Source organism: Desulforhopalus sp. IMCC35007 (genome assembly GCF_005116575.1).
Lineage (GTDB): Bacteria > Desulfobacterota > Desulfobulbia > Desulfobulbales > Desulfocapsaceae > Desulforhopalus_A.
Window position 1 is genome coordinate 26197 of sequence record NZ_SWCN01000016.1, and the last position, 12274, is coordinate 38470.

The 12274-nt window shown below is 45.0% G+C and carries 10 protein-coding genes; 7 read left to right on the forward strand and 3 right to left on the reverse strand.

Going from position 1 to position 12274, the window contains the following annotated elements; translation table 11 throughout:
- Positions 1 to 318: 318 nt before the first annotated feature.
- Positions 319 to 1209 carry a M15 family metallopeptidase gene (locus FCL48_RS16270; protein ID WP_169309252.1) on the forward strand — a complete coding sequence of 297 codons (891 nt, stop codon included), beginning with the start codon at positions 319 to 321 and terminating at the stop codon, positions 1207 to 1209.
- Between the two features lie 70 nt (positions 1210 to 1279).
- Here FCL48_RS16270 and FCL48_RS16275 read toward each other — a convergent pair whose 3' ends face one another.
- A complete protein-coding gene (locus FCL48_RS16275) occupies positions 1280 to 2611 on the reverse strand; it encodes a lipopolysaccharide assembly protein LapB (protein ID WP_136873540.1) in 1332 nt (443 codons plus the stop codon).
- A gap of 323 nt (positions 2612 to 2934) precedes the next feature.
- Between FCL48_RS16275 and FCL48_RS16280 the strand changes: the two genes are divergently transcribed.
- Positions 2935 to 4818 carry an AAA family ATPase gene (locus FCL48_RS16280; RefSeq protein WP_136873542.1) on the forward strand — a complete coding sequence of 628 codons (1884 nt, stop codon included), beginning with the start codon at positions 2935 to 2937 and terminating at the stop codon, positions 4816 to 4818.
- Between the two features lie 143 nt (positions 4819 to 4961).
- Here the strand turns inward: FCL48_RS16280 and FCL48_RS16285 are convergent, their stop codons facing one another.
- Entirely contained in the window at positions 4962 to 6107 is a 1146-nt protein-coding gene (locus FCL48_RS16285; protein ID WP_136873544.1) for a glycosyltransferase family 4 protein, read from the reverse strand.
- A 163-nt stretch (positions 6108 to 6270) separates the two neighbouring features.
- Here FCL48_RS16285 and FCL48_RS16290 point away from each other — a divergent pair, with 163 nt between their 5' ends.
- The gene (locus FCL48_RS16290) at positions 6271 to 7425 is read left to right on the forward strand and encodes a hypothetical protein (RefSeq protein ID WP_136873546.1); all 1155 of its coding nucleotides are present in this window, start codon (positions 6271 to 6273) and stop codon (positions 7423 to 7425) included.
- A gap of 67 nt (positions 7426 to 7492) precedes the next feature.
- Here the strand turns inward: FCL48_RS16290 and FCL48_RS16295 are convergent, their stop codons facing one another.
- Positions 7493 to 7882, reverse strand: coding sequence for a hypothetical protein (locus FCL48_RS16295; RefSeq protein ID WP_136873548.1), 390 nt, complete (start codon positions 7880 to 7882; stop codon positions 7493 to 7495).
- A 614-nt stretch (positions 7883 to 8496) separates the two neighbouring features.
- Between FCL48_RS16295 and FCL48_RS16300 the strand changes: the two genes are divergently transcribed.
- The 4 genes from FCL48_RS16300 to FCL48_RS16315 all read left to right on the forward strand — a co-directional run bounded on the left by FCL48_RS16300 (position 8497) and on the right by FCL48_RS16315 (position 12273).
- The gene (locus tag FCL48_RS16300; protein ID WP_136873738.1) at positions 8497 to 9798 is read left to right on the forward strand and encodes an ammonium transporter; all 1302 of its coding nucleotides are present in this window, start codon (positions 8497 to 8499) and stop codon (positions 9796 to 9798) included.
- Positions 9799 to 9813: 15 nt separating this feature from the next.
- On the forward strand, positions 9814 to 10152 hold the full coding sequence (locus FCL48_RS16305) for a P-II family nitrogen regulator (RefSeq protein ID WP_136873550.1): 339 nt from the start codon (positions 9814 to 9816) through the stop codon (positions 10150 to 10152).
- A 343-nt stretch (positions 10153 to 10495) separates the two neighbouring features.
- The gene (locus FCL48_RS16310) at positions 10496 to 10723 is read left to right on the forward strand and encodes a DUF4492 domain-containing protein (RefSeq protein WP_136873552.1); all 228 of its coding nucleotides are present in this window, start codon (positions 10496 to 10498) and stop codon (positions 10721 to 10723) included.
- A 17-nt stretch (positions 10724 to 10740) separates the two neighbouring features.
- Complete coding sequence (locus FCL48_RS16315; protein WP_136873554.1) at positions 10741 to 12273, forward strand: cytochrome ubiquinol oxidase subunit I; 1533 nt, start codon at positions 10741 to 10743, stop codon at positions 12271 to 12273.
- Position 12274 lies beyond the last annotated feature (1 nt).

The following is a 12274-nucleotide window of genomic DNA, read 5'->3' on the forward strand; positions in this document are numbered from 1 at the left end:
CATATCAGGCGGAGGGTTAGCCTTTTTTCCGTGGAAATGGTCTGTTTTTATCAGAAAACAACCTCATACATCTACCAGCAACATTAAAAAAACTCAAGTTATTTTGGTTTTTCCTCGTTTAAACCGATTTTCCTGAACAATTAACGGCAACTTTTTGGCCAAATCGTGATCCCTCAAAGTGGCGAACAGATAGCCAACCACTTGAAGATTGACAACAACATGAGGCTTCGGTACTTTGGCAGACTGATGGTGCAGAAAAGGACAGGTGAGGGCGGAAAAAATTCGTTTTTTAAAAACGGGTGGCAGAGGAAGATTGTTTTGAACCGAAGAAATTTTTGTAAACTGGCAGCGTTGACAGCGTGTGTTTATCCCATGGATGTTTCTGCTGCTCTGCATTTGCTTGCAACAGATCAGGAAAAAAATCCCGTTCTGCCAACACAGGATGTTCATCTTTCAGGTCTTCCGGTACCTGCCCAAAAGATAACTGATGACAAAATCAAAGACTACCTGAGCAAAATCCGTCATCCGGATATTTTGCATCCTACCGATATTATTCTTGCCGAAAAAGACAATCAGCTGCTGGTTACAATTGTTGCCCGGTTTCAGCGCCTCTATAAAAACATAGGGTATGGAAATTTTGGGGTGGTTAGTTTTGACAATGCCCTGAAAATCGCCAGGGACTACCCGATTGTGGGGGAATTCACACCTGCAGAACTTGAATTCCTTGAGATGATATACTACCGAAATGCTCGGGATTATGGCTTTTATGGCGAGAAGCGGGTGGTGAAACTTACCCAGCATATCAATAAAAAGGATATCTACAAAGTTCCGTACAGCGGCAACTATCTCTTTAAAGGGTCTTCTTTTGCTAAATATGAGGAGATAAAGAAAGACCTTGGCGAAGAGGTGCTGCTTACCTCAGGGATTCGGGGGCTGGTGAAACAGTTCTATCTCTACCTCAATAAAGTTGCACGTCATGATGGCAACCTTTCTCTGGCCTCGAGGTCTCTCGCTCCACCGGGATATTCCTATCATGCAACAGGAGATTTTGATATTGGTCAGGCCGGTTTTGGCAATAATAATTTTTCGGAAAAATTTATAGGCACCCCGGTATTTCAAAAGCTCGCAGCACAGGGATATGTGGAATACCGCTATCAGCGTGATAATATGCTTGGGGTTCGCTACGAACCCTGGCACGTTAAACTCTGAGATAAATCACGCCGATTTCGCGAGTGATGTTTAGATGTTTGGGCTTTTATGCAGTGAAGTTTAACCCGTTTCAATCGGTAAACTTTTTTATCTCCCTTTCTCTGATTATCTTCCAGCCGTTTTCTTCTTTTTCCATGGTCAGAGCTTTCATGACGATGTCATGATAGCTATTGGAAGTATAGCTCTGTTTGAAGGTGATGAGCAGTTGGTTCTCTTCCAATGTTTCAACCACAGGGTTTTCGATATCGATTTTTATGGAACTGGGCCTGTAAATGCTTCTGGTCCGTTTGTCCTTCCAGACACTGAGGGAGAGTCCATCTTCCGGGGTGAAATTTTTGCTGTACGCACCAAGGTAGGAATTGGCATCCTGGGTCTCCCAGGCGTCTTTCCAGGCTTCAAGGGCGTAAAATGCTGCCAGTTTGTTGGAGATCTGAATATCGGCATTTGGCTGTTTCGCTGTTGCGGTCACGTTTTGTTGACGCGGGTCTGGTTGTTCCGTTTTGCTGGTAGTTGCATTTGTGCGTTGAACTGGAGGCGCTTCCATAAGAGTCTCCTGCCAGGTTTTTGGGTCAAATGGCAGGATTCGCTGGAGGATTCGATAGTCCGGACCGGTTTGGATGATCAGAGGCCGGGAGTACGGTTTTTTATCGCGGAGCGAGTCAGCAACACTGGCTCTTAATTCATCAAGGGTTAAGATGCCGAATTCAGCAGAAGGGGATTGTTCTTTTTTGAGTTCGAGTTCGACATTTTCAAAAAGTTTTCCGTTCCAGATCTCATCATTGATTTTTTGAGCCTGTTCTGCGCTGGCCAGTTTAATAAAGCGAAACAGCTTTGGGCTTTCTGCCGGTGGATCAAGGTTTTCTTTCGGCTGAGAGGATAGCGGTGCAATCTTATCTTCGAGATGCCTGCCTTTGTAACCAAGTTGATAGGCCCTTTGCATGCTGAGCCATGCCATGTCATATTTCTGATTTTTAAAGTAGAGTTCAGCCAGATAATAATAGGCGAAGGTAAAGCCGGGGTCAATTCTTAACAGGGTTGTGAACTGCTGCTCTGCCTTATCAAACTGCTTGTCGACAAAATAAAATTTGGCAAGGTCGAATTTGTACCATTTGGAAGCGGGAGCCAGATGAACTGCTCTTTCTCCCTGTTCAATAGCTTCAGGGATTAAACCAAGTCCGTAGTAGAGAATTCCAAGCCTCATATGCAGTGAAGGGTGTTCTGCGCCGCCAAGTTTTGTGGCTTCTTTTAAGGCATCACTGGCTTCATAGTGTCGGTATGATTTAATATAGTCATTTGCCTGTTCGAGATAGTTTTTAAAGGACGAAGCGGTGTCGTCCGCCATTACCACTGTAGAAGATAGAAATGAAATCAGGATGTTTGCAATAATGAAGTGTCTGGTCATAGCTATCACAGTTTTTTAGTAGGTGTATGTTGATATCTCAAAAGACAAATATCCATTGGGTTTCAAGAGAAAAGAATACCCTGGTGGGGTCTTGGAAATATTTACCCAATATTTGGGTCATTGTTTTTACTGAAAATGATATTGTAGTATACTCTAGCCTCGACAAACCTTGTCGGATTTGTCAAAAAATTGCAACCATCATAATGGTTACGCAAAATAATTGCAATATTGGTTAGTTAGTGTTAGGAAAAAGTGGTCGTACACTTTTGATTGTCAAAGAAGCATTCTTTGGCTGATTTTCCCGCTCTCATTTGAAGGTTTGTATGTATAAAACATTTTATAATCTGAACAGAAAACCGTTTGAAATTATACCAGACCCGTCGTTTTACTGGGTTGGAGACAATCAAAAAGAAGTTCTTTCACTTCTTCGATACGGTATTCTTGACAATAAAGGCTTTTTACTTCTGACCGGCGAATCCGGGGTTGGAAAGACCTCGTTGATCAAAACTTTGACCAAAGGCTTTGGCCCAGAGGTTCTCTGGGCGGTAATTGACGATCCTAGCCTTGAGCGCATCGATTTTTATAACGACATTGCCAGAAATTTCAGGATAGACAAGAAGTTTACCTCAAAGGTCCAGTTTCTCATTCAGTTCAGCCATTTTCTACACAAGGCAGATGATGAGAATAAAAAAGTTCTCCTGCTCGTCGATGAGTGCCATCTTCTCAGTCAGGAGATGCTTGAAGAGCTGCGCCTGCTCTCCAACATTGAAAAAGCGGACACGAAGCTGATAAACATTTTCTTTGTGGGTGAGAGCAGTTTCAATGAGCTGTTGAGCTTGCCTAAAAACAGGGCGGTTCGTCAGCGTCTTTCACTGGCCGCTGATATGAAACCTCTGACTGCCAATGAAACAGAGGATTATATCCGTCACAGATTAAGCGTTGCCGGTGCAGAGGAGAAGATATTTACCTCCAAGGCCTGCCAGAAAGTGCATCTCTATGCAGCTGGTGTACCATTACAGATCAACAAAATATGTGATGCTGCCTTAAAATTGGGGGCAAGCGAAGAGGAACCCACTATTTCTCCAGCAATCATTGAACGTTGTCTCAACAAGGTCGATATGGCGACCGCCTCTGCCGAAACCGAGGTGCAAACTGAAGTGCATGCTGAGGAAATCCCCCCATTAAAACAATTCGCTCAGTTTAAGCTTGGCGATGGTCCGGATTCTCAAATTACCGGATTTAATCTTGACGCGGAACGAAAAAGCGGGTGGTTGAAAATTGGTTTTGCCGCTCTTGCTCTAGTGCTTGTGGGAGGCTATTTTTTCAAATCCAATTTTACCCAGGAAGCTACTAGAGAAACACCTCCCCCTGTTGTGGAGCAGGTGGCACCTGCTCGGAAATTGTCTTCCGTTTCAACATCCCCTGCTGTTACGATGCTGGAAAAAAATTCTGAGGAAATCAATAAGGTCAAGGTTGATGAACTGAAATCTGCAATACTTGAAAAAGCCTACAATGAAGATCATCCGGTGCAGCCGCAAGAGGCGGTTACGGAGACTGCAGCTGCAGGGGAAGGCCAGCTTGCATCTGAAGCTGTGGCAGAGGTCAGGGCTGATGCTCAGAGTGTGACCAGGACCGAGGAGGCCACACCAGAACCTGTATTGACAAGTGAGGCCGTTGCTGTCGTTTCTGAAAACCAGCAAGAAAATACAATCATTCCAAGCGCAGAAGGGCAGGCGGCTGTTGCACAGGAAACGCAGCAGGCAGGTAGTCTGAACTCTTCGGAACCAGATGTTGTGCTCGTGGAACCTGAAGTGGAGAGCCCGACGGTGGACGTCCAACCGGCGGTTCAGTTGCCTCCCCTTGAACCGAGAAAGGTTATCCTGCCATTACAGCCGAATTCTCTCGAGCTGACTAAAGCGGGTAAAACCGCATTGAACAGTTTTGTGAAAAAGTTAAAGATTTATCCAAAGGCAACGATTCTTGTCAAAGGCTTTGTCTCTGCAAAAACAAATTCAGCTGAAAATATCAAGCTGTCAGAAGAGAGAGCACTCAGTATCTATAAGATGCTTCTTGCCGACGGCATTGATCCGGAGCAGGTGGAAATTGAGGCGATGGGTAACCGAGAGCCTATTGCCTCCAACAATACCAGAGAAGGGCGGGCGAAAAATCGACGTGTGGAGATCCTTGTTATAACCGATGGAATATAGTTTCGTTTTGTTTGTTCCGGCGCGTTAATTTTTTGGGTGGGAACGGGAAAAAGCATGGGAAAAGATTTTCATCTCCCCTTTAATCCGTTGAGGTCACAAAAAGACGGCCTGTAATGTTTACCCTGTAACAGTGGGAACTCATATTAATTTTTCGCTGCATCGCACAGCTCCTGAAGTTTCTTGTCGAGGGTGTTGTAATTATATTTAAGGTTATGGTTGGCCCTGATATGTTGTTCAGCTTTGCCTGCAAGGGTGTGACGTAATTTCGAGTCAACGATGAGTCGTTCAATGTTATCTCTGAAACGCTCTGGTTCTCCGGCGGGGGAAAGAAGTCCTGTCTGGTTGTGCACTATCGCTTCCTTGCCACCCCAGTCTTCAAACGCTACCGCCGGTAACCTGCAGGATTGGGCCTCGAGGTAGACCATCCCCAGGGATTCCTGGATTCCTGGGAAGGCAAAAATATCAGCGCAGCTAAAATATTGATACAACTCTTTTCTTGGTATTTTGCCTAAAAAATGTACCCTGCCGGGGAGCAGTTGTTTTGCCTGTCTTGTTAGTCCTGCTCTGCTTTCCCCGTCACCTATGATGAGGAGTTTGAGCTGGTGCCCTTTTTTTTGCAGGCTGGAGCAGGCCTCGATTACCTTTGAGATTCCATCAGTTTTTACCCCGGGGCGCATCATTGCAGCCGTTATAATCAGGACTTCATCTTTTGCGGCCCATTGCGGTCGTAATTCCTTTCTTTTCTCAGCTGAAAATTCAAAATCACCAGGACGAATTCCCGGTGCTATGTAGGTGAGTTTTTCTTCCGGGATAAGCCGCAGGAGATTTTTGTGGTCGACCCGTTTATTGGTAAAGATATGGGTGGCGTGCTCAAGGGTTGCCTTGTTGAGAAGAAATCCTGGCAGGGTCCATAAATTTTTTCGTCTTTTGGTCGAATAGATTGCCTGGAAGATCACATAAGGTCTCTTGAGTTTGTTACTGCAGTAGGGACCGAGTAAGTCCGGAGCCTTGTAGTAGGAATGATAGCTGAACCAGAGGTCCGGAGGACTGTTTTTCAGGCGATTGATGATCCTTTGCCGTTCAAAAAACAGCTGCAGGAGGCGCAGGGGATTGAAGTAGATCCACCTTGCCCGGAGAGGGCTTACAAGCTCGACGCTATTGTTTTTGTTGAGGTGTTCGTATAGTTCACTTCCGATAATCAGATCTCCGGATGGATTGGGGTGTCCCATGGTTTTAAAAGGCATATAATAGGCAATTTTCATGGAAGTGTCGGTTGGCTTATGTTTCACTAAAGATTGTTCCGATTGCAGGTGAAACTGATTGTAGAGGCACAGAAAAACAAATATTTTTGTCTTTTGCACCGGTTTTCTCTGGTTTAGAGTTTTTCCTCATTTTTAGGGAGCCAATGACCTTGTACACAGACAGAAAATTACTTGGAGAGGAGAAGACGTCGTGCGATTGGATATCCTGATATATGCCCACGATGGAAGGGGGCTTGGCCATGTAAGCCGTAGTCTTGGTATCGGCATGGCACTTCGGAGACTATATCCTGAGCTCAAAGTTTTGTTTATCTCCGGCAGCACCTTCACCTTAGAATTGCTTGGTAGAGCTCCTTTGGACTGGGTGAAGTTGCCTTCTTATAAGACAGAGGTGGTCAATGGAATTTCTCGCGGGATTTCAGGAAACTCAATGCTTCAGGATCAGGAATTAGGGGAGATGCGCCGCCAGGATCTTGCTCATTTCGTTGGGCTTTACCGGCCGAGGCTGGTGCTTGTGGATCATACCCCCCAGGGCAAACACAGGGAGTTGTTACAGGCTCTTGAAACAGCAGGTGATGACTGTCAATGGGTGTTGGGGGTCCGGGGAGTTGTGGGGACTGTGAAGCAGGCGGCAATAGAGGTAACCCAGGGTATTTTCAAGAAATATTATAGTGATCTGCTCTGGTATGGGGACAGGGCAGTCCTGGGAGACGAACATTGTCAGCTGTTGGCCCGGCAGTATTGTCTTGAACCTTACGAATGTGGCTATGTCTCAAGGCTTAAGGAATACAGGGAGTGGAATGGTGGAAAAAGCGCAAAGCACAAATGGGCCGGGGTTGTTTCAGTGCCATGGCACGGACAAGAGAGCCTGTCTTTTTTGAGATGTCTGGCCGCGGCTCTAGCTGAAATTCCCGGTGCTTATGGGAGCTGGTGTCTTTTTATTGATCCAGATGTGGGGGAGATGAAAACCGCAGTAGAAGAACTTTTTTTTGAGCTTGAACATTGCCAGCTTGAAACTCCTGGTAACAGATATGGAGACGCGTTGATGAACGCCAGGAGTGCGGTTATCTATGGTGGTTATAATAGTCTTGTGGATATTCTCTTTGCTGGTATTCCGACTCTGGTTCTCCTGCGTGAAATGCAGGACAAGGAACAACAGATCCACGTCGAGCATCTTGAGGCCAAGCTGGTTGGACTCCTGACAAGTGTGCCGGAAACTGAGGTCGGGGTCGAGTCGCTTAAAGCAATTCTGCTGCAGAATCTTTCAGTGAGCAAAGTGAGGCAGGTTGGTGTGAACATTGATGGTGCCAGTTGTGCAGCACACTATCTGCACGCAAAACTGAGATAACCGGTTCTGCCCTTCTCTTTGACGCATTGTCTCTCGCCAACACCTCAGGAAAAGAACCGGACCTATTTTAATTACGAAACATGGAGTTATCGACTTTTCCAAGAAATATCTTTGTGCAAATGAGAACATTTCGAGGTGTGTCACCAGCCTGAATACGGAGCAATCCTTCTCTAATTATTACTTTTTTAAGTAATTCCCTGCCGTTTGATTCGTTATAATAAATGTCTGAGTCGAGAATGTCTTTTATGTTTGCCGGCTCTACCCGGTCAATGATGAGTTGAACAGCAAGATTTAAAAAGGGATCTCTGATGGTGGAGAGTTCGTTTTCAAGGGCCAGTAGTCCCTGTTTAGTTACCAGTTCTGATAAATATTTCAGCTGGAGAACCAGATCGACGAGTGACTCCTGATCTTCACGGCTACATGATGCTTTTGCAGCGAGAGCTAAATCCCGTAGCATAATTTTCCTTTATTGTAAGATGAATGCATTGCAGGCCACCTTCATTTCTTATCGGCCCTGTTCCTGTGCGAAGCAAGAAATATAACATCCGTGGGAAATACAGGTTCCTATACCTTGTGTATACTTGTGATATATTTTCTTACAGGTGAGACTTTTCCCCGATCTATTGAGATATTCAAGGTGTCCTGAGGTCGTTTTTTGTCCGGTTATATTGTCCATTCCCTCCTCTTTTATCCGGTTTTGGAGTCATATTTGAAGCCATTGATGGATCATAGCGCAGAAAGTCGGTTTCCGTCAAACTGGAGAGCTGAAAAAACGAGGATCAGGTTAACGCAAGCCTGCAATAAAAATTACATTTATGTAAAAAATTATGGCTTGAAACATGCAAAAATGAAATAAACCTACCTTGAATTATGATAATAAATTAACTTTTACGTATGTAACATCCCGATAATATATATCTTTATATTAATTTCTCTGAAGTGGCACCAGATTTGTAATGTAAGAGTCAGGTGAGCAGTTTGCTACTTAATAGACTTTGCGTTGCAGAGTGGAAATAACCTTAACGGAGGAATACAGTGAAGGATAAAATGAAGTACCGAAAGTATTGGGGGATGGCCGCTTTTCTTGGCGCTACCGCTGTTGCTGTTCCTGCCCTGGCAGAAGAGGCGAGTGTTGGTGATACCGTGATTCAGTTAGCCTATTCCATTGACACTTTTTATTTTCTGATGTCAGGCGCTCTGGTCATGTGGATGGCGGCGGGTTTCGCAATGCTGGAGGCCGGTTTGGTCAGGAGTAAGAATACCGTAGAAATTCTAACGAAAAATATAGCACTCTATGCGATTGCCTGTGTTATGTATATGATTGTCGGCTACAATATTATGTATGGTGATGCGGTAAACAGCTTCATCCCTGGGCTCAGTTTTTTACTGGGAGGGGACAATACGGTCGACGAGGTGTTGAAAAGTGCTGGAGAGACATATTACTCAAACATGTCAGATTTTTTCTTTCAGGTTGTTTTCGTTGCAACAGCAATGTCAATTGTCTCTGGTGCTGTAGCTGAGCGTATGAAGCTATGGGCGTTTCTTTTGTTCGCTGTCGTGATGACCGGTTTTATCTACCCTGTGCAGGGCTATTGGAAGTGGGGCGGAGGTTTTCTCGATGCTCTTGGCTTTTTGGACTTTGCTGGTTCTGGTGTTGTTCATCTCTGTGGTGCTTCGGCGGCTCTGGCGGGAGTTCTCTTACTTGGTGCTCGTACCGGGAAATATTCAAAAGGTGTAATTAAAGCTATCCCAGGCTCTAATCTGCCACTTGCAACACTTGGTACCTTTATCCTGTGGCTCGGCTGGTTCGGATTCAACGGAGGATCGGAACTGAAGATCAGCAATATCGAAGAAGCGAATGCAGTATCAATGGTTTTTGTGAATACAAATACAGCAGCAGCAGGTGGTCTTGTTGCAGCACTTTTCCTGTCGCAGATCTGGTTTGGCAAGGCTGACCTTACCATGATCTTAAACGGAGCCCTGGCCGGTCTTGTGGCAATCACAGCCGAACCTTTGACCCCAAGCCCTCTTGTTGCAACACTCGTTGGTGCGGTTGCCGGTCTCTTGGTTGTCTTTGCGATCATCACTATTGATAAATTGAAAATTGATGATCCGGTTGGTGCAATATCTGTACATGGAGTGTGTGGTATCTGGGGGTTGATTGCCGTAGCTTTTACCAACCCTGAAGGCTCACTGGTTGCGCAGTTGACCGGGATCGGAGTTATCTTTTGTTGGGTTTTTGCAACAAGCTTTGTATTGTGGCTGATCATCAAGGCCGTAATGGGTATTCGAGTGAGTGCGGAAGAAGAACTTGAAGGTGTTGATGTCGCGGAATGTGGTCTTGCAGCATATCCAGAATTTACAAAAGATTGATAAGGGAGAATACTTGTGAAGAAAATAGAAGCGATCATTAAGCCCTTTAAGCTTGAGGCTGTGAAAGAGGCTTTAACAGAAATTGGTATTACCGGAATGACGGTATCAGAAGTCAAGGGATATGGGCGCCAGAAAGGACATAAAGAAATGTACCGGGGTGCTGAGTATAATGTGGATTTTAACCCTAAAATTAAAATTGAACTGGCAATAGCAGCAGACCTGGTTGATAAGGTCGTGGATACGATTCGCAATGCAGCTAATACCGAAAAAATTGGTGATGGTAAAATCTTTGTTCTGCCTATTGAAGACGTGATGCGGGTTCGAACTGGAGAGAGAGGGAAAGATGCCATTTAAGGCGTGTTGTTTGTAGTACCCACTCATTCATCTCGCACAGGCCTCCCCTGTCTGTCGTGATGAAAATGCCCTGTCGCCCTGCCTCGACAGGATAGACCCTCAGTATTTTGTGGTGTCTCTTTAGAGAAACCCTCTGTTCCACGCAATGTGTGACAGAGGGTTTTTTTAGTTATATAGACCCACTGCTAATGATAATTATTCTTGACAAACTGTGCGCAATTTAAGTATTTTACAGGCTTGTTCCTAGAGTTTACAGCAAGGTCTGTACTTTGCTGTATTGAGAGCTATAATGACAAGAGTACAAATGCTCTGAATTTACAATTAACCGATGAGGACAGTAGCCATGACACTGCACTCACCGTTACGTATATATCGATTTTATCGTGACGGTTTTAAGCGTATGACTGTTGGCCGGACGCTGTGGAAAATTATTTTAATAAAACTGTTTGTGATGTTTGCCGTATTAAAATTATTCTTTTTTCCCAATTATCTAAAAACCAATTTTTCAAATGATCAACAAAGGGCTGACCATGTCATCGAACAGCTGACCGGGTCAGTGAAAAATAATTAACTACGGAGGATGTTGTAATGGGTGAAATAGATCTGGGCACTGTAAACTGGGCACGAGCGCAGTTTACTCTGACCGCGATGTATCACTGGCTGTTTGTCCCGATAACGCTCGGGCTCTCTTTTTTGTGTGCATTTTTTGAGACGATTTATGTGCGCACAGGAAAACAGGAATGGAAAAATCTGACCAAGTTCTGGATGACCCTGTTCGGTATCAATTTTGCTATCGGTGTAGCGACAGGGATAATCATGGAGTTTGAGTTCGGTACAAACTGGTCGAATTATTCCTGGATGGTTGGTGATATTTTTGGTGCTCCTCTTGCTATCGAGGGTATCGTCGCTTTTTTCCTGGAAGCAACATTTTTTGCGGTGATGTTTTTTGGCTGGGAACGTGCATCGAAAGGTTTCCATCTGTTTTCCACCTGGATGGTTGCCATAGGTTCAAATCTCTCGGCCCTCTGGATCCTGATTGCCAACGGCTGGATGCAACTGCCTGTTGGGATGGCATTTAATCCGGACTCAGCACGGTTTGAGATGGAGAACATCTGGGAGGTTATTTTCTCCTCGGTGGCGGTTGCAAAATTCACCCATACGACAACTTCAAGTTTTGTTGTTGGTTCCTGTTTTGTTATTGCGGTCTCCTCATGGTATCTTTTAAAAGGTCGCCATGTAGATATGGCGAAAAAATCCATTGCGGTCGCCTCGGTATTCGGTCTGCTTTCAGGTATTGCAACGGCCATCACAGGTGATGAATCCGCATTTGCCAATGGCCATTATCAGCCAATGAAAATGGCAGGCTACGAGGGTTTGTACAAGGGTTCTAAAGGCGCTGATATCGTTGCCCTGGGGGTGTTGACTAGTGGCAAGAAAGTCGGTGATGGGCAGGAGCCTTTTGCATTTGAAATAACCTTGCCAAAAGGCCTGTCTCTTCTTGCCAAACGTGAGTTGAACGCTTTTGTTCCGGGTATTGAAGATCTTGTTTATGGCAATGAAGAAGAAGGGATAATGCCTGCTGCTGAAAAAATTGCAAAAGGCAAGCTGGCGATAGCTGATCTCGCTGCCTATAAAGCGGCGGGAAAAGCAGGTGATGAAACGGCAAAAGCTGAGGCCCTTGAGCGTTTTACTGTCAATCAGCCATATATGGGCTTTGGCTATATGGACAGTCCCGAAGAGATTGTTCCGCCTGTCGCTTCCATCTACTATTCTTTCCATTATATGGTGTATGCGGGAACAGCAATTATCCTGCTGATGCTGCTTCTTCTTCGTTCTACCCTGAAAAACACCCTTGTTGATCAGAAATGGCTGCAGGTCTTCGGGGTCTTTTCGTTTTTTATGATGCTGCTGTCCTCTGAGTTTGGTTGGGTTGTCGCTGAAGTGGGGAGACAGCCCTGGGCTATTCAGGATATGCTGCCGGTGAAGATGGCAACGACTAATATTGCCTCAGGAAACGTAGCTGCAACCTTTTTTATTTTCCTTGCACTCTTCACAGTCCTGATGATTGCAGAGGTAAAGATTATGCTCAAACAAATAAACATTGGTCCGGAGGGCGTCTGAT

Bases quoted from the DNA above. Each gene is read 5' to 3' on its own strand.
- FCL48_RS16275 (WP_136873540.1), bottom strand. From the start codon at position 2,611: ATGACCAGACACTTCATTATTGCAAACATCCTGATTTCATTTCTATCT.
- FCL48_RS16280 (WP_136873542.1), top strand. From the start codon at position 2,935: ATGTATAAAACATTTTATAATCTGAACAGAAAACCGTTTGAAATTATA.
- FCL48_RS16295 (WP_136873548.1), bottom strand. From the start codon at position 7,882: ATGCTACGGGATTTAGCTCTCGCTGCAAAAGCATCATGTAGCCGTGAA.
- FCL48_RS16300 (WP_136873738.1), top strand. From the start codon at position 8,497: ATGGCCGCTTTTCTTGGCGCTACCGCTGTTGCTGTTCCTGCCCTGGCA.
- FCL48_RS16310 (WP_136873552.1), top strand. From the start codon at position 10,496: ATGACACTGCACTCACCGTTACGTATATATCGATTTTATCGTGACGGT.
- FCL48_RS16315 (WP_136873554.1), top strand. From the start codon at position 10,741: ATGGGTGAAATAGATCTGGGCACTGTAAACTGGGCACGAGCGCAGTTT.